This is a genomic window from Mesorhizobium sp. LNHC252B00, assembly GCF_000502955.1.
Classification (GTDB): domain Bacteria; phylum Pseudomonadota; class Alphaproteobacteria; order Rhizobiales; family Rhizobiaceae; genus Mesorhizobium.
This window is the reverse complement of sequence record NZ_AYWO01000038.1, coordinates 1-19,224: the sequence shown is the minus strand read 5'-3', so window position 1 is coordinate 19,224 and position 19,224 is coordinate 1. Positions and strand designations below refer to the sequence as shown.

The 19,224-nt window shown below is 63.4% G+C and carries 19 protein-coding genes and 2 pseudogenes; 8 read left to right on the top strand and 13 right to left on the bottom strand.

The genetic code is table 11. The annotated features are described in order from the left end of the window. The first annotated feature begins 138 nt into the window (after nt 1-138). Nucleotides 139-441 (top strand): YdhR family protein, encoded by a 303-nt coding sequence (locus tag X744_RS142880; protein ID WP_023762427.1) that lies wholly within the window; start codon nt 139-141, stop codon nt 439-441. Between the two features lie 209 nt (nt 442-650). Here X744_RS142880 and X744_RS1000000176115 read toward each other — a convergent pair. The 7 genes and pseudogenes from X744_RS1000000176115 to X744_RS142915 all read right to left on the bottom strand — a co-directional run. Further along, a pseudogene (locus X744_RS1000000176115) lies at nt 651-785 on the bottom strand (tyrosine-type recombinase/integrase); the annotation flags it as partial. Nucleotides 786-883: 98 nt separating this feature from the next. Then, nucleotides 884-982: pseudogene (locus X744_RS1000000176110) on the bottom strand (integrase); the annotation flags it as partial. Between the two features lie 632 nt (nt 983-1,614). Beyond that, nucleotides 1,615-2,934 carry an FAD-dependent oxidoreductase gene (locus X744_RS142895; RefSeq protein ID WP_023762424.1) on the bottom strand — a complete coding sequence of 440 codons (1,320 nt, stop codon included), beginning with the start codon at nt 2,932-2,934 and terminating at the stop codon, nt 1,615-1,617. Beyond that, the gene (locus X744_RS142900) at nt 2,931-3,914 is read right to left on the bottom strand and encodes a branched-chain amino acid ABC transporter permease (protein WP_031261183.1); all 984 of its coding nucleotides are present in this window, start codon (nt 3,912-3,914) and stop codon (nt 2,931-2,933) included. Before X744_RS142900 ends, X744_RS142895 begins: the two co-directional genes overlap by 4 nt. Next, a complete protein-coding gene (locus X744_RS142905) occupies nt 3,911-4,819 on the bottom strand; it encodes a branched-chain amino acid ABC transporter permease (protein ID WP_023762422.1) in 909 nt (302 codons plus the stop codon). The genes X744_RS142900 and X744_RS142905 overlap by 4 nt, the downstream gene beginning before the upstream one ends. After that, nucleotides 4,816-5,565 (bottom strand): ABC transporter ATP-binding protein, encoded by a 750-nt coding sequence (locus tag X744_RS142910; protein WP_023762421.1) that lies wholly within the window; start codon nt 5,563-5,565, stop codon nt 4,816-4,818. Before X744_RS142910 ends, X744_RS142905 begins: the two co-directional genes overlap by 4 nt. Beyond that, the gene (locus tag X744_RS142915) at nt 5,562-6,359 is read right to left on the bottom strand and encodes an ABC transporter ATP-binding protein (protein ID WP_023762420.1); all 798 of its coding nucleotides are present in this window, start codon (nt 6,357-6,359) and stop codon (nt 5,562-5,564) included. The genes X744_RS142910 and X744_RS142915 overlap by 4 nt, the downstream gene beginning before the upstream one ends. Before the next feature lie 126 nt (nt 6,360-6,485). On the opposite strand from X744_RS142915, the gene X744_RS142920 reads away from it, so the two are divergent. The 7 genes from X744_RS142920 (at nt 6,486) to X744_RS142950 (ending at nt 12,386) form a co-directional block, all read left to right on the top strand. Next, nucleotides 6,486-7,220 carry a GntR family transcriptional regulator gene (locus tag X744_RS142920; RefSeq protein ID WP_084025714.1) on the top strand — a complete coding sequence of 245 codons (735 nt, stop codon included), beginning with the start codon at nt 6,486-6,488 and terminating at the stop codon, nt 7,218-7,220. Continuing rightward, nucleotides 7,217-7,699, top strand: coding sequence for a DUF3830 family protein (locus tag X744_RS142925; RefSeq protein ID WP_023762418.1), 483 nt, complete (start codon nt 7,217-7,219; stop codon nt 7,697-7,699). The genes X744_RS142920 and X744_RS142925 overlap by 4 nt, the downstream gene beginning before the upstream one ends. Nucleotide 7,700: 1 nt before the next feature. Beyond that, nucleotides 7,701-8,054, top strand: a complete 354-nt coding sequence (locus X744_RS142930) for a TIGR04076 family protein (protein ID WP_023762417.1) — start codon at nt 7,701-7,703, stop codon at nt 8,052-8,054. Continuing rightward, the gene (locus tag X744_RS142935; protein WP_023762416.1) at nt 8,051-9,106 is read left to right on the top strand and encodes an aldo/keto reductase; all 1,056 of its coding nucleotides are present in this window, start codon (nt 8,051-8,053) and stop codon (nt 9,104-9,106) included. Before X744_RS142930 ends, X744_RS142935 begins: the two co-directional genes overlap by 4 nt. Further along, on the top strand, nt 9,103-9,531 hold the full coding sequence (locus X744_RS142940) for a DUF4440 domain-containing protein (protein ID WP_023762415.1): 429 nt from the start codon (nt 9,103-9,105) through the stop codon (nt 9,529-9,531). The genes X744_RS142935 and X744_RS142940 overlap by 4 nt, the downstream gene beginning before the upstream one ends. Before the next feature lie 48 nt (nt 9,532-9,579). Beyond that, nucleotides 9,580-10,839, top strand: coding sequence for an ABC transporter substrate-binding protein (locus tag X744_RS142945; protein WP_031261180.1), 1,260 nt, complete (start codon nt 9,580-9,582; stop codon nt 10,837-10,839). 140 nt (nt 10,840-10,979) lie between these two features. Then, a complete protein-coding gene (locus X744_RS142950) occupies nt 10,980-12,386 on the top strand; it encodes an FAD-binding oxidoreductase (RefSeq protein ID WP_023762413.1) in 1,407 nt (468 codons plus the stop codon). A gap of 1 nt (nt 12,387) precedes the next feature. Here X744_RS142950 and X744_RS142955 read toward each other — a convergent pair whose 3' ends face one another. The 6 genes from X744_RS142955 to X744_RS142985 all read right to left on the bottom strand — a co-directional run. After that, on the bottom strand, nt 12,388-13,188 hold the full coding sequence (locus X744_RS142955; protein WP_023762412.1) for an ABC transporter permease: 801 nt from the start codon (nt 13,186-13,188) through the stop codon (nt 12,388-12,390). A gap of 1,027 nt (nt 13,189-14,215) precedes the next feature. Continuing rightward, entirely contained in the window at nt 14,216-15,319 is a 1,104-nt protein-coding gene (locus X744_RS142965) for an ABC transporter ATP-binding protein (RefSeq protein ID WP_023762410.1), read from the bottom strand. A gap of 77 nt (nt 15,320-15,396) precedes the next feature. Beyond that, the gene (locus X744_RS142970) at nt 15,397-16,422 is read right to left on the bottom strand and encodes an ABC transporter substrate-binding protein (protein WP_023762409.1); all 1,026 of its coding nucleotides are present in this window, start codon (nt 16,420-16,422) and stop codon (nt 15,397-15,399) included. A 53-nt stretch (nt 16,423-16,475) separates the two neighbouring features. Continuing rightward, a complete protein-coding gene (araD1, locus tag X744_RS142975) occupies nt 16,476-17,474 on the bottom strand; it encodes an AraD1 family protein (protein WP_031261177.1) in 999 nt (332 codons plus the stop codon). A gap of 32 nt (nt 17,475-17,506) precedes the next feature. Further along, nucleotides 17,507-18,283, bottom strand: coding sequence for an SDR family oxidoreductase (locus X744_RS142980; protein WP_023762407.1), 777 nt, complete (start codon nt 18,281-18,283; stop codon nt 17,507-17,509). Nucleotides 18,284-18,294: 11 nt separating this feature from the next. Next, nucleotides 18,295-19,224, bottom strand: a 930-nt coding sequence (locus X744_RS142985; RefSeq protein WP_023762406.1) for a dihydroxy-acid dehydratase, incomplete at its 5' end; no start/stop codon positions are given.

Sequence of the window (19,224 nt, the reverse complement as noted above, 5' to 3'; positions counted from 1 at the left end):
TAAGATGACGCAAACGAGACTAGGCCGGACCGTACTGCGCGTGTCGGGCACTTTCCTGATCGTTCGCTCGGACGCAACAAGGGACGCATGGCGGGTCGCTTGTGGCCGCGCAACGTCAACTACTGAGGGAGGAAAGACATGTCGGCTAAAATCCTGCAAATCAACTACAAGCTCAACGGGCCGAGGGCCGAGTACGAGAGAGAAAACCTGCCCTATGCTCAACCCATCGCGGACATACCTGGCCTGCGCTGGAAGGTCTGGATCATAAACGAGGCCCAAAGCGAAGCTGGCGGGGTCTACCTATTCGACGATGATGCCGCAGTGAAAGCCTTCTTGGACGGGCCAATTATTGCGGAGATGAAAGGGGACCCGACGTTGAGCATCAAGGCGTTTGACGTGATCGCAGAACTCACGACCATTACACGTGGTCCGGTGAAGTAGTATTCTCGGAGGTTGGAAGGGCGCATGTTGCGGAGATGCCGACGTCGGATGCTTCCTGACCGCGCGGTGCAGTTGCCGCGACGAGACAGGCGCGATGCAATTACGCCCCGGGAACACCCAGCCATGGGGAGCATCACCCCGCGCCGCTTGCCTTCGCGCCACCACAGCCGCAGCTGTTCCAGCAGTTGCGGCGAGAGCATGGCGATGCGGTCCCTGCGTCCCTTGCCCTGTTCAACGCGGATCAGCATGCGTGTGGAGTCGATGTCGTCGACCTTGAGGTGCGCGACCTCGGACACGCGCAGACCAGCGCCATAGGCGACACCGAGCGCGGCCTTGTATTTGATGCCTGGCGCCGCTTCGAGCAGCCGCGCCGCTTCCTCAACGCGATGGTCGCCGGGCCCAGGCCGTTCTCATGCTGATGCAACTGGAAGCGCCGGATGTCCTCGATCGTCGCCGTGTCGGGAGCGCAGACAAGGAACGCGGCGAAGCGCCGGACATGACGAATGTAGTCCTGCTGCGTATGCGGTCCCAGACCCCGCATCAGCATGTCCTGCTGCTGCATGCGCTGGCGAAGCGGCGTGGTCGGAGCATCGGTCGACAAGGTAGCCATGGCCAGTTCCTCTCGCTGAAGGGAACTCCATGGTCGGATCGCGGGCTCTACCTGCTCAAGACCAATGCCTGTCGCACCATCTCAGAACGAGGCGCCCCTCCCGCGAAGCGGGTTCGTGCATGAGGCGCAAAGCTGACGTTAGCGGCGAATTTGAACCGAATACCCCGTCATCCCATATTCATGACTTGTGCTTCGAAAGTCGCAAAAAAGGCGGTGTGGAACGCAAGATGCGAGAACACGAAGGCGATTGACTCATTGGGTGATGACGCCGTTGTCCGCAGCATAACGAGCAATTCGATTGAGCCCGGTGCGGTTTCGAGCTAGTGCGAGGCCATCAACTGGTCACGTGCCAAAATGACGCCGCTCCTACATTGGAATGCGAGCTCGCCGTCCGATATTGGGGGGATGAGAAGCCTGTTCAGAATCTAATTTGGGCAGGGTCGCCCGCCGTCCCCAGTCCTCCGGACGAACGCTGATGACCGCAGCAAACAAATTAAACTGACGATCCTCTGACTTACCGATAACCAATCGTTGCGCGGCGGGCATATTCCTCCTCGAAGCGCTCACGCTCGAAGAACCAGATTCGCATTGTCCAACCGGTCGCGCAGCATGCTCCAGCCGAGCAAAATATTGGGCGCATGCCGCAGTATCGCATGGAACGGGATCGGCGCTGGCGCCACAACGGGCAGCGGCAAGTCAGGGGCGTCGGTTCCAGCGGCCCAATCGGCCAGCACCTTGCCCATCGCCGTGGTCATGGCAATGCCGCGGCCGTTGCAGGCGCGCCCGGCGATCAGGCCGGGACCGAGGTCGATCAGATGCGGCAGGAAATCCGGTTCGACCGCTGCTATTCCCGACCAGCTGTAGGCAAGCGGCGGCAAGTCGGGCAGGTCGAGATTCTGGCCAAGCCGCCGCCAGATTGCCTGCGGTACACGCGTATCGGCGCCGGCGCCAAGAATATGCATACCGCCGCTGATCAGCCGGTTTTCGGCGTCGAAGCGGAAGGTGAACAGATTGCGCCTGGTGTCGCCGACACCTTGCCCGCCGGGCAGCAGCCGCGTGCGCATTTCGCGCGGCAGTGGCGCTGTCGCGATCTGGAAGACTTTCAGCGGGAAATAGGTTCGCTGCAATGACGGATTGAGGGACCAGCCATAGGCGTTGGTGGCGATCAACACCTTGGCAGCGCGTACCGATCCCGAAGGCGTTTTCAGCATCCAATCATCGGCTATGCGATCAACCGAGGTGACGCGCGTCCGCTCGAAGATCTTCGCGCCAGCTTTCTCCGCCGCATCGGCGAGCCCGCGCGCGTATTCGACCGGGTTGAGTACGCCGCCAGAACGATCCATCCAGCCGCCGACATAGCCTGGCAGGCCCGTCAGCGCCTCGACCTCCTGCCGATCCAATGTGACTGCCGGCCGGCCACGCTGCGCCCATTGCCCGGCACGTGACTTGACCTTCTCGAAGGCGGCAAGCGAATGCGCCGGCTGGATCCATCCGCTCTGCACCGCGCCGCAGTCGATGCCGTGCTGCCGGATCAAGCGGAACACCAGATCGGCACTGCCGGCGGCGAAATCGATCAGCCTTTCGCCACGTGACGGCCCGAGATGGGCCAGTATGTCGGTCGGGTCCATCTTGGCGAAGTTCGGCACGACGAAGCCTGCATTCCTGCCGGTCGCGCCCCAGGCGATGAATTCGGCTTCGAGAACGGCGACGGAAAGCCCTTTCCCGGCCGCGTGCAGCGCGGTCGATAGACCGGAAAAACCGCCGCCGACAATGGCGAGGTCGACATCGCGCCCACCTTGCAGCGCGGGCCGCTCGCGGCGATAGCGGCTGACCGCATGCCAGAGCGAAGCGCTATGCGTTTCCTGCCGGGGCACGGCATTCATGACCCGGAACTGCTCTTGGCCTGAGCGATCTTCGTCCGCCTGCCGAACCATGGCCGCCGCGGCCTGTCGCCGAACAGGCCGTTCGGCCGGATCAGCAGGATGACGCAGAGCATGACGCCGATGGCGGCGATCTGCAGCGCGGCGGCGCGCGCCTGCTGTTCCGGCGGGAACAGGATGCTGGTCAGCGTGCCTGACCCCGCCCATATCGCCCACACCAGGATGCTGCCGATGACGGCGCCGAGATTGCTGCCCGAGCCGCCGACGATCAGCATCACCCAGATCTGGAAGGTCAGGATCGGCAGGTAATTGTCCGGCGCGATGAAGCCGGTGAAGTGCGCCTGCAGCGCGCCGGCCAGCGCCATGATGGCGCCGCCGGTGGCAAAGGCCTGGACGCGGTAGAAACGCGCGCTCTTGCCCAACGAAATCGCTGCCCGTTCGTCCTCGCGCAGCGCCTTCAGCACGCGCCCCCAAGGGCTGCGCGACAGATGCTCCAGAGCGAGGTAGGCGATCAGTGTCACCACCGAAACGACGGCAAGGTTCGACAGGTTGAACAGCAGCGGCGTCTCGGCCAGGCTGCCGAAGGGGCGCGGGATGAAGCCGATGCCGAACGGTCCGCCGGTCAGCTTCTGCGCGTTGAGCGCGACCAGTTGCACGACGACGGCGACGCCGAAGGTGGTGATCGCCAGATAGTCGGATCTGAGCCGCAGCGTCGCCATGCCGGTAAGGGCCGCGGCGATGCCGCCGACGACCATGGCGCCGAGCCAGCCAACAAGGATCGGCAGGCCGAAGCCGCCCAGCCGCGCGGCATCGTCCGGTGTGGTCAGCATCGCCGATGTATAGGCGCCGATGGCGACGAAGCCGGCGAGGCCGACATTGAACAGGCCGGTCAGCCCCCACTGCAAATTGAGCCCCAGCGTGACCAGCGAGAAGATCAGCGCGGTGGTCAGGAAGAAGGCGCCGTAGCCGAGCAGGTCCATCAGCGTTCCCTCACACCAAACAGGCCGATCGGCCGCACGAACAGCACCGCAATCAAGATGATGAAGGAGACCGCGGCGCGCCATTCGGCGCCGATCAGTTGCACCGCGCCGGCTTCGGCCAGCCCGATGATCAAGCCGCCGAGTACGGCGCCCGGGATGCTGCCGATGCCGCCGAGAATGGCGGCGGCAAACATCGGCAGCAGCATGTCGAAGCCCATGAATGGGCGGATCTGCACCAGAATGCCGATCATCACGCCGGCCACGCAGGCGAGCGCCCCGCCGATGACCCAGGTGACGCGCACCACGCTGGCGACGTCGATGCCGACGATGCGGGCCAATGCCGCATTCTGGCTCAGGGCCTGCATCGAGCGGCCGGTCTGCGTGCGCGTCATCAACAGATGCACGCCGAGCACCAGCACGGCGGTCAGCATCAGCAAGGCGATCTGGTCGGGGGTGATGCGGATGCCGAAGCCGATCGGCATGGCGATCTGAATCGCCCGGCTGAAATAGGTCGGCCGCGAGCTGAAGGTGAATTCAAGCAGGCTTCTCAGCGCCATCGAGGCACCGAAGCTCGCCATCACCACGATGATCGCCTGGCCTTGTGAGCGCAGCCGCGCGAATAGCACCTTGTCGAGCAGCAGCGCCAGCAGGGCGGTGAAGGCCATGCCCACGACCAATGCGACAATCAGCGGCCAGCCGAAGGAGAGGGGAGCAATGGGTGCCACCTTGCCGACCATCGCGCCGATGGCGCTGACGACGGCCAATGTCGCATAGGTGCCCCAGGCCATGAAGTCGCCATGGGCAAAGTTCGAGAAGCGCAGGATCGAATAGGTGAGCGTCACGCCGATGGCACCGAGGCCGATCATCGAACCGGTCAGCAGCCCGTCGACGACAAATTGCAGGTTCATGCCGCACCTCCTTTCTCGACATGCAGCGGGCGCTGGCCGAGATAGAGTTCGGCGATCATCGGATCGTTCCACAGTTCGGAAGCGACACCCTCGTGCCGGTCCTTGCCTTCGACCAGTACATAGGCGCGGTCGCCGATGGCGAGCGCTGCCTTGGCGTTCTGTTCCACCAGGAGGATGGTGACGCTGGATTTGCGGATGCCGGCCAGCATCTCGAACACCATCGAGACGAATTTCGGCGACAGGCCGGCCGACGGCTCGTCGAGCACCAGCACCTTGGGGTGGACGATCAGCGCCCGTGCGACGGCCAGCATCTGCCGTTGCCCGCCCGAAAGGTTGCCGGCGGCGGTTCGCCGCTGGCGGACGAGGTCGGGAAACGCCACATACATCTCCTCGATGCGCGCAGGAATCTCGCGCCGTTCGAGGATGCCGCATGCGACTTTCAGATTGTCCTCGACCGACATGAGAGGAAAAATGTTTTCGGTCTGCGGCACGAAGGCCAGGCCTAGCCGCACCATGGTGTGCGCGGGCGCGGCAGTGATGTCATTGCCGTCCAGAAGCACCGTGCCGCGGCTGATCGGGACGAGGCCGGCGATAGCCTTGATGAAGCTCGACTTGCCGGCGCCGTTGGGGCCGAGCACGACGACGATCTCGCCCCTGCCGACGGTGATCGAGGCGCCACGCACGATCGGCACGCCGGGTTCATAGCCGGCTTCGAGATCACGGACATCGAGGACGGTCTCGCTCATGCCGCGCCTCCGAGATAGGCCTCGATGACGCGCGGGTCGCGTGCGACCTGTTCGGCCGTGCCTTCGCTGAGCAACTGGCCGCTCGCCATGACGAGGACGCGATGGCAGAGCCGCGTCACCATGTCGATGTTGTGCTCGATCAAAAGGAAAGTGATGCCTCGCGCATTGATGTCGCGGATGCGGTCGATGATGACTTCGAGCAGCGTTGCGTTGACGCCGGCCGCCGGTTCGTCGAGCAGGATGATCGCCGGGTCTGCCATCATGACGCGGGCGAGTTCGAGCAGTTTGCGCTGGCCGCCGGAAAGCACGCGCGCCGGCTCATGCGCGAGATGGGTGAGGGTGACCAGTTCCAGCAGTTCGAGCGCCTTTGTCCTGGCGGCCCTTTCCTGCGCCGCCACGCGCCACGGGGTGACGAAGTTGGCGAGCAGCCTTTCGCCGGCCTGGCCCTGTGCCGCCAGCATGATGTTTTCGATCAGTGTCAGATTGGGCAGCGGGCGCGGGATCTGGAAGGTGCGGCCAAGGCCACGACCGATGCGCAGATGTGCGGCTTCGCCCGAGACAGGCGTGCCATTGAGAAGGATCTCGCCGCTGGTCGGCAATATGCTGCCGGCGAGCAGATCGAACATCGTCGTCTTGCCGGCGCCGTTGGGGCCGATCAGGCCGAGGATTTCTCCAGCCCTGACATCGAACGAGACATCGTTCACGGCGACAAGGCCGCCGAACCGCCTGACGACATTCCTTGCCGTCAGAACCGGCGCGCGGGTTTCCCCTTGCCGTTTGGTTGCCTCGCTCATCAAACCCTCTGGCCGAAGACGATCATTGCCGTCTCCTGATTATGATTTGTGATCACACTTGCTTTGATCACGCTATTCGGGTTTAATTTCATCCGCAAGCCGAAAACCGGCCAAGAACGGAATTCCATGCAGAAGGCTGCCATCGAAAAGAACAACGAGGCGATCGCGGCCCAGCTTGCGCCGGTCGGCCGCGAAACCGTGCAGGACCGTGTCTATTCCGAACTGCGCCGTGCCTTGATCGGCGGCCTGTTCGAGCCGAGCCAGGTGCTGACCATCCGTGGCTTGGCTGACGCCTTGGTCACCTCGACTATGCCGGTGCGCGAGGCGCTCGGCCGGCTGATCACGGAAAAGGCGCTGGAGGCGCTGCCCAACCGTTCGGTGCGCGTGCCGCCGATCACACTGGAACGCCTCGATGATCTCCTGCGGGCCCGCATCCTGATCGAGGGCGAGGCGATCGCGCTGGCCGCGCCCCGCATGGGCCCGCGCCAGATCGCCACCATCGAGACCATTCTCGGTGAATGGGACGAGATGCGGGCATTGAAACACAAGAAGGACGTCGATCGCGAAGTGACGCTCAACCAGAGCTTTCATTTCGAGATCTACCGCTCCTGCGGCTCGGCCGTGCTGATCCCGATGATCGAGAGCCTGTGGCTGCAATCCGGCCCCTGCATCCGTGTCGCAATCTACGCCTTCTCGGAGGCCGGCGAGGTCGACACCGCCCAGTATCACCGCCGCATCGTCACGGCGCTGTCCACGCAGGACGCGCAGGCGGCGCGCGAGTCGCTGGTCGCCGACATCAGTCGACCCTTCACCTTCCTGCGCAGCAAGCTGCAAGCTGCCGCCGCGAAAGACCAGACATGACCGCCATCAGAATCACCGAGCCGCGCTCGCAGCTTTCCGTCACGGCGCTGTTGCTGCCCGAGAAGGCACCGGAAAACGCCGCCTTCCTATCGGAATATCTCGGCATGCCACGCGTCGTTCCGGGCATCCATGCGATGTGGACGGGGCCGGAAATCTCCTGTCCGGTTCCCGCAGCCGATCTCGAGGGCCAGGCCTATGCCAGGCCGTTGCCGGCCGAGAACGCGACGCTGAACCCGCAGCCGGGCGATATCGTGCTGTCCTATGTGCCGCCACGCATGTGGGGCGGCAACCCCAACGCGATCTTCGATATCGGCCTGTATTACGGGCAGGGGGCGCGGCTGCTGTTTCCGATCGGCTGGCTGGCCGGCAGCGTGGTGGCGCAGGTGCCGCCTAAGGAGCGCGAACAGTTCGCCGCCGCATGCGGTGTTATCCGCCGCAATGGCGCCTGTGACATCACTTTCAGCCTGGTGGAGGCCTGAAATGGCTGACGACAGTTTCGAGCTGTTCGATCTTCGCGTCGAGGCGGTCATCCCCGAGGGAAAACCGATCTACTGCGGTGCCAAGGCTGGCGACTATTTCGAGCTCAAGGGCGAGATGCTGTCGATGCCGGCAGGGCAAGGTTTCTCGATTTATTCGCTCGCCGCCGTGCTGCCGCTGCTGGCGGCGAAGCAGCGCCCGACGGACAGGAACGACTGGATGACCTCGGACGCCGAGATCGCTTGTCCCGATCCCAATTGCGCCAGCCGATTGCGGATCGTCAGGATGGGCAAGCGGCGGTTCAACCATGCCGAAACCACGGCCGTGCCGCTGCCGAAAGAGAATGACCTGACATGACCACCAAAACCTTCGAACTCGGCCCCGGCTACATGATATCGCGCGTCATTCGTGGCGGCTGGCAGCTGGCCGGCGGCCACGGCGCTGTCGACCGCAGCCAAGCGGTGGCCGATCTGATCGCAACCTTCGACGCCGGCATCTGGACCTATGATTGCGCTGACATCTACACCGGCGTCGAAGAGCTGATCGGTGCCGCGCGCCTGCGGCTGGCCAGCGAGCGCGGTCTCGATGTTGCCGCCAGGATGAAGGTGCACACCAAGCTGGTGCCCGACCTTGAACGACTGGCCAGCATAAGCCGCGACTATATCAGGGGCATCGTCGACCAGTCGCTGCGGCGGCTGAAGACCGAGCGGCTCGACCTCGTGCAGTTCCACTGGTGGGACTATGCGCAACCTCGCTATGTCGATGCGATGGGCTGGCTCGATGAACTCCGGTTGGAAGGCAAGGTGCGCAATCTCGGCACCACCAATTTCGACACGCCGCGGCTGGCCGAAATCCTCGCCGCCGGCATCCCGCTGGTCAGCCAGCAACTGCAATACTCGGTGCTCGACCAGCGGCCGAGCAAGAGCCTGGCGGCAGTCGCTTCGAAGAACGGCGTCAGCTTCCTCTGCTATGGCTCAGTCGCTGGTGGTTTCCTCAGCGACAAATGGCTTGGCGTGGCCGAGCCCGCCACGCCGCTCGAAAACCGTTCCCTGGTCAAATACAAACTCATCATCGATGATTTCGGCGGCTGGGACCTGTTACAGGAGCTGCTTCAGGCGCTGAAGGCCGTTGGCGATCGCCGCGGCGTCGACATCGCCACCATCGCCAGCGCCTGGGTGCTCGAACAGCCGCAAGTCGCCGCTGTCATCGTCGGCGCTCGTAACCAGGCGCATGCGCTCGCCAACGCCAAAATCATGGATATCGCGCTCGATGCCGAGGATCGGGCGCGGATTGCAGCCGTCATCGCGCAAGGCACTGGCCTTGAGGGTGATGTCTACACGCTGGAGCGCGACCGTCACGGCCGTCACGGCTCGATCATGCACTACAACCTCAATGCGGGGAAGAAATGAGCGGCGAGCGCTCCCTGTTTTCACGCGCCAGCGCCGAGGTTATCGACCTGCATCGCTTCTTCGTCGACTGGTTCGTTGCCGCGCGAGCCAACACGGCAGACTTCGGCCGCTTCGAACGCGCCATGGGCGAAGACTTCAGCATGGTGGCGCCGGACGGCCAGGTCCTGGATCGGGACGCGGTCGTCGATCATGTCCGTACAAGCCGCGCCTCTTGCGACGACGGTTTTGCCATTTCGATCGACGACATCCGGCCCGGCTGGCAGGACGCCGATACCATCGTCGTCCTTTACGTCGAGGCCCAGCTGCGCGGCGGCAAGCGCAGCCGCCGCCAGTCGAGCGCCGTCTTCACCACCAGTTCATCGGCGCCCAACGGCGTCGAATGGCGGCATCTGCATGAAACCTGGCTGCAGGTGCCGGAACGCTGAACAGGCTCCAGAGATCAAATACAGTTGAGTAACGAAAGGGGAACAACAATGACAAAGACGATACTCCAACTCACCACAGCACTTGCTCTCGTGACGATGGCGGGTGCGGCACAGGCCGCCGATTGCAAGATCACCGTCGGCCTCGTCATGGAGTTGACAGGCCCGGCCGGCGAATACGGTCAGGCCGGCGCCAAGTCGGTCGAGATGGCCTTCCGCGACATCAATGAAGCCGGCGGCGTGCGCGGCTGCGACCTGGCGACCGACACGCGTGACAGCCAGAGCCAGGGCAACATCGCGGTCGACGCCGCCACCCAGCTGGTTCAGGTCAAGAAGGTGCCGGTCATCATCGGCGGCATCATCTCCTCGGTGTCGATCCCGATCCTGACGTCGGTCACAGCGCCGGCCAAGATCGTCCAGGTCTCGCCGGCGTCGTCCTCGCCGACGCTGACCGCGCTCGGCCGCGACGGCAAGACCAATGGTATCTTTTTCCGCACCATCACCTCGGATGCGCTGCAGGGCGTCGCCGCGGCCAAATATGCCGTCGACAAGGGCTTCAAGAAATTGTCGATCATCCATGTCAACAACGACTTCGGCGTCAACATGGTGGCCGAATTCTCGCGCGCCTACAAAGCGCTCGGCGGCACCATCGTCTCCGACACGCCTTACAATGAGAAGCAGTCGAGCTATGCCTCGGAAGTCACGGCGGCGATGGCCGGCGAGCCGGACGGCCTCTATCTCGTCAGCACGCCGGTCGACGGCGCAACGGTCGCCCGGACCTGGATTTCGCAAGGCGGGGTGCAGAAATTCCTGCTCAATGACGGCATGAACAGCCCGGACTTCATCGAGTCCGTCGGCGCCGATTACCTGAAGGAAGCTTACGGCACATCCTCCGGCACCAGCCCGACCGCCTCGACGGAGTATTTCACCAAGAACTACAAGGAATTTTCCGGCATCGAACCGTCCAACCCGGCGGCCGACCGCTCCTACGATGCCGGCGCCATCGTTGGCCTCGCAATCGCCATTGCCGGTTCGGAGGATCCGGCCAAGATCAAGGACGCGATGTACAAGGCGGTCGATCCGGCAGGCACGCCGATCTTTGCCGGCAAGGAAGGGTTCGCCAAGGCGCTCGGCCTGATCAAGGACGGCAAGCCGATCCGCTATGAGGGTGTCATCGGCCCGGTCACCTTTGACAAATTTGGCGACATCACCGGCCCGTTCCGGCTGTGGAAGATCGTCGACGGCAAGGTGACCACCGATGGCGAAATGACCACCGACGACGTCAACGCCCTGCGGGCGAAACTTCAGTAAGAACTTGTCGCCCGGCATCGATCTCATCGCGATCGATGCCGGGCGACCGGCCCATCCGCATACCCACAGGGGTCACGCGGACGATGTCGTTTGCACGAACAAGCGTTTGACCGGCAGGCGATCCAGAATAGGATTGGCTGATGTCGCCTGAAATCCAACGACTTCTATCCGCTCTCGACAACCGGCTGGGTGCGGGCGGCGTGCTCGCCGGCGCGAATGTGGACCAGCGCTATCGCGACGATCCCGACGGTAAGCTCGGCGCGCTTCCCGAAGCGGTGCTGCGCCCGCGCGACACCGAGGGTGTCGCGACGGCACTCGCCGCATGCAACGATCTCGGCCAGCCGGTTGTCGTGCAGGGCGGACGCACGGGGCTAACGGGCGCGGCGCGTGTCCAGCCAGGCGAAATCGTGCTCTCGCTGGAGCGCATGACCGGGCTCGCAGTGCCGGATCGCCAGGCTGCCAGCATCGTTGCCGAAGCGGGCGCGACGCTGCAGGCGCTGCAGGAGGCAGCCGATAGCGCCGGGCTGATGTTCGGCGTCGATATCGGTGCGCGGGGCTCCGCAACGATCGGCGGCAATGTCGCCACCAATGCCGGCGGCATCCGCGTGCTGCGCTATGGCATGTACCGGGCGCAGGTTCTGGGGCTGGAAGCCGTCCTTGCCGATGGTGGCGTGCTGACTTCGCTGAAAGGTCTGCCCAAGGACAATTCCGGCTACGACCTCAGCCAGCTCTTCATCGGCACGGAAGGAACTCTCGGTGTTGTCACCCGCGCCGCGCTCAGGCTGCATCCGAAGCCCGCGTCCGAGGTGAACGCCTTCTGCGCGCTCTCCTCGCTCGATGCGGCGATCGCGCTGCTTGGGCTGCTGCGGCAAAAGCTCGGCCCACTGCTGTCCGCCTATGAGGTCAATTTCGCGCCGCTCTATGACGTCATGGTCGCCAGCATGGCCATGCGGGCGCCGCTGCCCGCGGGCTCGCCTGTTTATGTGCTGGCCGAGATACAGGGCAGCGAGCCAGAGCGCGACGGCGAGCGCTTCGCCGAAGTGCTGATGCAAGCGGTCGAGGACGGCGTCATCGACGATGTCGTCGTCTCGCAGTCGTCGCGCGAATTCCGAGCCCTTTGGGACGTGCGCGAAGACGCCAATCGCGTCCTGTTTTCGATCAAGGATCTGATCGGCGTCGACATCAGCATCCCGTTGGCGCGGATGGGAAATTTTCTGCAAGAGGCGCACGCTGCCATCCATGCCGTCGACCCCGGCGCCGACATCTATGTCTTCGGCCATCTCGGCGACGGCAATCTGCACTATCAGGTACGCACGGTCGATCCTGCGGCGGCGTATGACATCGTCTATCGCGGCGTCGCGGCGGCCGGCGGTGGCGTTTCGGCCGAACATGGTATCGGCCTCGACAAGAAGAAGTGGCTGCATCTGGTCCGCAGCGATGCCGAGATCGCGACGATGCGGCGGCTGAAGACGGCACTTGACCCCAGAAACATCCTCAACCCGGGACGGGTTTTCGACCGCTTTCTCCCGATGACAATTGCCCTGTAAGTCAAGTCTGTTCCGTCGCGACCTGCCTCGGAATAAGAAAGCGGGCGGCAAGCACGCAGAGCAGCACGGTGAACATCAGGATCAGCGCCACCAGCGCATTGATGTCGGGTGAGAAGCCAAGCCGCATCATCGCCCAAAGCCTCACCGGCAGCGTGCTCTGCGTGCCGGTGACCAGGATGGTGATCATCGTCTCGTCGAACGACAGCGCGAAGGCCAGGATGGCGCCGCCGACCATGGCGCTCGACAGGTTCGGCAGGATGATGCGCCAGAACGTCTGCCAGCCCGTGGCGCCGAGATCGTAGGACGCTTCGACCAGCGTGCGGCTCATCGACTGCAGCCGCATCAGCACCGTGCGATAGACGATCGCCAACACGAAGACCGTATGGCCGATGACAACCGTCAGCAGCGAGCGTTCGAGGCCGATTTCGCGGAAGAAAATCAGCAGCGCCAGACCGCTGATAATCGGCGGCATCAGGAACGGCAGGAAGATGATGAACTGCAGGATCGAACGCCCGGAACGCCGGCCGTGATAGTAGAGCGCCAGCAGCGTACCGCTGACCACCGACAGGATGACAGTGCAGACACCGACGATCAGCGTGGTGCGCAAGGCGGCCAATATGTCGTGATTTTCGGCCAGCGCGACATAGGTCGAGAGGGTTGGCGACGACCAGTCGACATTGCCGTGCGCAATGGTGAAGAATGAAGACACGATTGGCACGAACAGGGGGCTGTAGAGCAATACCGCAACCAGTGTCGTGATCGCAGCCAGAAAGATGGTGGACAGTCGGGGCAGGGAGCTCATATCGCAATCCCCCGGTGGCGCCCGAAGCGTTCGCCGACGAGGATTGCCGCGATCACCACGACTGCCAGCGCCACCGACAGCGCGGCGCCGAACGGCCAGTTATAAGCCGTGCCGAACTGGCTGTAGAGGATGCGGCCGAAGGTGAAGCCGCTGATCCCGCCGACCATCTGCGGCGTCAGGAAATCGCCGATCGCCAGCACGAAGACGAAGCTCGCCGCCGAAGCGACACCGGGCAGGCTGAGCGGCAAAGTGATGCGCAGGAAGGTCTGCAAGCCGCTTGCCCCGAGGTCGTCGGAGGCGCGCAGCAGCACCTGCGGAATTCGTTCCAGCGACAGGAAGATCGGCAGGATGGCGAAGGGAATGAGCAACAACGTCAGCGTCAGCAGGATGGCATTCATGTTGAACACGAAAAGCGTCGACGGTTCCTGCAGGATGCCGAGCGCCACCAGCGCCTTATTGAGAAAACCGTTGAGGCCGAGGATGCTGCGGATCGCATAGATCTTGATGACGTAGCTCATCAGCAGCGGCACCAGCAGCAGCATCAGCAAGGCATAGCGCCAGCGCCCCTTCAGCGTCGTCAGGAAATAGGCAGCTGGATAGGCGAGAAGGATACAGATGACGGCCACCGATACGCACAGCACGATGGTGTTCCAGAACACCGGCAGAAAGATCGGATCGGTGAAGAACCTGATATAGTTGCCGAGGGTCGGTGCATGGACGATCGTACCCTGGTCGACGCTGAAGAAACTGTAGACCAGGAAGATCGCCAGTGGCACGAGGACGAAGATAACCGGCAAGACGAATGCCAGCGCCGTGACAAGCTGCGACAAGCGCCGCTCCTCGGAAGATNGTTCAGACGTGTGCTCTTCCGATCTGTAGACGATCGTGCCCTGGTCGACGCTGAAGAAGCTGTAGCCGAGGAAGATTGCCAGCGGCATCAGGACGAAGACCACGGGCAAGGCAAACGCCAGCACTGTCACCAGCAGTGACCATCGCCTTTCGGCAGGCTGTGTCGAGCCGGCTTCGCTCATGCCAGCACCAGATGGCCTTCAAGCGGCGCAAACGAAAGCGATACAACCTCGCCGGGTTTCAGGGTGCTGCCGTCGACCCGACTCGGCACGCGCAGCCGCAAGTGTTGCGCACCATCGTCGGCGCCGGCCGCGATGGTGACGATCGTGGATGAGCCGGCGAAGGCCATGTCGGAGGTCGTGCCGGAAAAGCGGTTGTCGGTGTCCTTCACGTCCGCAAGATGCAAGGCCTCGGGACGGAAGGCAGCGTAGGCGCTGGCACCATCCGCTGCTCCTTTCAAATAAGGCTGGTTCCTGATCGAACAAACCAGTCGGCCAAGCGCCGTCTCGATCGACCGCAGTTCGCCCTGGACGGCCCCAAGTTTTCCGGCCACCAGATTGTTCTCGCCGAAGAAGCGCGCGACGAACTCGCAATTCGGCTTGTAGTAAAGCTCATGCGGTGTGCCGAGCTGGCGGATATGGCCTGCTTCCATGACGCAGATCCGATCTGCCATGCCGATGGCTTCTTCTTGGTCATGGGTGACGAACAGGAAGGTGGTCTTGATTTCGCGCTGGATGGATTTCAGGAAGACCTGCATCTGCCGGCGCAGTTCGAGGTCAAGTGCGGCCAGTGGCTCGTCGAGCAGGATCAGGCGCGGCTGGCAGATCAGTGCACGGGCGAGCGCGACGCGCTGGCGCTGGCCGCCGGAGAGCTGTGCGGGAAAGCGGTCGGTGAAACGCCCGAGCTGGACCAGGTCAAGCGCCTCCGCGACCCGACGCGCAATCTCCTTGCGTTGGATATGGCGAACCGAAAGCCCGTAGCCGACATTGCCGGAAACGGTCAAATGCGGAAACAGCGCATAGTCCTGAAATACGGTGTTGAACGGTCGCTGGTTGATCGGCATGCGGCTGATGTCTTGGCCGTCCAGACGGATCTCGCCAGATGTCAGCGGCTCCAGCCCGCCGATCAGCCGCAACACCGTGGTCTTGCCGGAGCCCGAAGGCCCGAGCACGGTGAGGAACTCACCGTCGCGGATCGATAGGTCGATGTCGTGCAGCACGGGGACCGTGCCGTAGGATTTCGAGACGGACCGCAGCGTCAGCAGGTCGGCGTTCTGGTTCATGAAATACTCTCGCATACACTTCGGCGGTCCGGAACCTCCGGACCGCCGGGTCCTTCAAAGGCATGGGGCGGACAAGATCAGGGCGTCGCCTTGACCTCGTTCCACATGTCCGACCGCTTGAGCGGATCCTCGACATTGTTGAGCCAGACCAGCTTGTCGTTACCGCCGGCGCTGCTCGACTCGACCACGGTGTTGCCGAAGCCGGTGCGCTCGGAAAGCGCGCCGCTGACCTTCTTGCTCAGCATGAAATCGATCCATTTCTCGGCCGCCGCATTGTCGCGGACGCCCTTGGAAATGACCCAGTTGTCGAGCCAGGCGAGCGCGCCCTCGCTAGGATTGACGTAGGCGACATGGGCGCCGATCTTCTGCAGCGCCTTGACCTGCTGCTGGCCGTAATTGGCCCAGATCAGGGCCACGTCATTGTTCTGGTAGATCTGCTGCGCCTCGTCGGCGGTGGTATAGAAGCTAAGCACGTTGCGCTTGAGCTCAACCAGCTTGGCCTTGACCGCCGCAAACTGCTCCTCATTTAGATTGAACGGATCCTTGTAGCCGAGCGTCAGCGCGGTGAACGAGAAATTGTGCTCGCCATTGTCGTAGGCCAGCACCTTGCCCTTGTAGGCCGGGTCCCACAGAACCGACATCGAGGTCGGTGCCGGCTTGACCTTGTCGGTGTCGTAGATCAGGCCGATGGAGTCGAAGCAGAACGGAATGCCGTAGACCTTGCCGTTCTTGGTGTCGCCGCTGACTTGAGACAGATCACGGAAGCGTGGCAACACTTCCTTCTGGTTCGGCAGCTTCGTCACGTCGATTGGCGACACCAGGTCGGCCTTGATGTAACGCTGCAACTGGGCGGTGTTGACGGCGAAGACGTCAAAATCCTGGCCTTCGCTGCCCTTGATCTTGGCCCAGATCTCATCATCGCTGCCGATGAAGACGACATCGACGCCGATGCCGGTCGCGGCCGTGAAGTCCTTGACCCAATCGGGATCGGCATAGCCGTCCCAGGCCAGAACCCGCAGGTTCGCGGCAAGCGCCGCCGATGTCATCAGGCCGATGCCGAGCCCGATTGTCGCTAGTCTTAGAAACAGTTTTTTCAGTCCCATTTTTCAATCTCCCATTGTCGTTCTGATGGACCGCAGTTTCCGGACTTTCGCCGTCACAGCTGGGTGACCGCGACCAGTCCCTCGTCCGGCACCGACACCATCCGGTTGCGCAGTGGCTTGCCGAATGTCTGTGCCTGGATTTCATATTCGTCGCCGGAAGCCGTCTTGACGCCAGAGGCGTAGCTCATCACCGCCGCGCCGAAGAAATAGGCATGCAAGTCGCCCGCCCTGCGGTGCATCGGGTAGCGGAAATGGAAGTGTTCAAGATTGGCGATCGAGTGCGACATGTGCGCCTCGCCCGACAAAAACTCCTGCTCCCAGATAATTGTGCCGTCGCGCAGGATGCGCGAATGGCCGCGCACTTCGTCGGGCAGGTCGCCGATCAGCAGCTCCGGCCCGATCGAGCAGGAGCGCAGCTTGGAATGGGCGAGATAGAGATAGTTCTCGGCTTCCGTGACATGGTCGGAGTATTCGTTTCCGAGCGCATAGCCGATGCGGTAGGGGCGGCCGTCCGGCCCATTGAGATAGAGGCCGACGATCTCGGCTTCTTCGGCCCCGGCGCGTGCGAAGGCCGGCATCGGCAGCGGCGCACCTGGCGGCACGACACAGGTGCCGACGCCCTTGAAGAACCATTCCGGCTGAATGCCGATCTGCCCGGCGGCGGGCTTGCCGCCGTCCAGGCCCATGCGGAAGATCTTCAGCGAATCCGATTCCTCGGCATCCTCGCCATGGGTCAGCACATGCATCTTGTCGCGTGCGGCCGCACTTCCGGTATGGGTCAGTCCCGTGCCGGTGACCAGGAAGCGCGCCGGCTCCGGATGGTCGACCGGGGCCAGCACGCGGCCATCGCGCGACAGCTCCTCATAGTCGACCGTCGCGGTGCCCGTCCGCCTCTCGACCAGCGCTGCGATGGACGCGCCCTCGGCGATCGCCGCTTCGGCCAGTTCCAGCACGGTGCTGGTCTTGTCGAGCGGATGCAGATGATTGCCGTCGTCGGAGACACGGCCAACCCGTCTGCTGCCATCGGCCATTTTGAACTGAACAAGACGCATGAACTAACCTTCTTTCCCTAGGGCCGTGCGGGTCACACCCAGCCCGCATCGACGATGAACTGCTGGCTCGTGCACATGCGGCTGTCGTCGGCTGCGAGGAACAGGGCCATGCGCGCGATATCGGAGGGTTGCAGCCGATCGGGCAGGCACTGCCTTTCCTCGATCTGGCGTTCGCCGGCCGGGTTCAGCCACAGGCGCATCTGGCGCTCGGTCATCACCCAGCCCGGCACCATGCAGTTGACGCGGATGCGCTCGGGGCCGAGTTCGCGGGCCAGCGCCCGCGTCATGCCATAAACGGCGGCTTTGGCGGTGACATAGGCGGGGCAATCCGGATCGCCGACCATCCAGGTGATGGAGCCGAAATTGATGATCGAGCCGCCGCCCAGCGTGCTCATCTGTGCACGCACAGCCTGCGCGGCGAAGAACTGGTGGCGCAGATTGACCGCCATGCGGTCGTCCCAATAGGCAACCGTCACGTCCTTGCTCTGGTGGCGATCGTCATTGCCGGCATTGTTGCACAGGGCCTGGATGGGGCCGTTGTGCCGCATCGCCTGCACCGTGGCTGCCTGCAACTCTTCGACGTTGCGCAAGTCGCAGGGAATGAACAGCGGCGCACGATGTCCCTCGGCTGCGATCGCGTCGACCAGGCGCCGTGAAGACTCCTCGGCCATGTCGACAAACGCGACACGGCTGCCTTGCGCGCAGAAATGGCGCACCAGGCTTTCGCCGATGCCGCTGCCGCCTCCGGTTATGAAGACACTGCGGCCCTTGAGGCTTGGATAGATCGCGTAGCCGATTTCATCCGTCATCGCGCGCCTCTCTAGTGCGAATGCCGAGGAATGCCAGCATCGCGCCGGCCGACGAGAAAGTCGAAATCGCAGCCCTTGTCTGCTTGTAGGACGCGCTCGACATAGAGGCTCTGGTAGCCCCCTTCCGGCGGCGCCGGCGGCTTCCAGTCACGCCGGCGGATTGCGAGCTCCTCATCCGATACCAAGAGCTCCAGCCGGCGGCCGGCGACATCGAGCTCGATGAGGTCACCGTCGCGCACCAGCGCAAGCGCGCCACCGGCCGCGGCTTCCGGCGCCACATGCAGAACCACGGTGCCGTAGGCGGTGCCGCTCATACGCGCGTCCGAAATGCGCACCATGTCGGAGACGCCTTCTCTGAGCAGCTTGGCCGGCAGCGGCATGTTGCCGACCTCTGCCATCCCGGGATAACCGCGCGGTCCGCAATTCTTCAGCACCATCACCGAGGAGGCGTCGATATCCAGCTCCGGATCGTCGATGCGGGCATGGTAATGCTCGATGTTCTCGAAGACGACGGCCTTGCCACGATGCTGCATCAGTTCGGGCGTTGCCGCGGACGGCTTGATGACCGCGCCGTTGGGAGCCAGGTTGCCACGCAGGATCGAGATGCCGCCCTCCTTGGTCAGCGGCTCGCGCAGCGGCCGAATGACCTCACGGTTGTAGTTGGGCGCGCCGTCGATCAGTTCACCGATGGTCTTGGCGCTGACGGTCATGGCGTCGCGATGAAGAAGCCCCGCTTCATCAAGCGCCGCCATGACCGCAGCTAGCCCCCCGGCATAGTAGAAATCTTCCATCAGGAACCGACCCGACGGCATCAGGTCGACAATGGTTGGCACGCCGCGGCCAAGGCGGTCCCAGTCATCGAGGCCGAGATCGACACCGACCCGGTTGGCGATGGCGATCAGATGCAGCACCGCGTTGGTCGAGCCGCCGATCGCGCAATT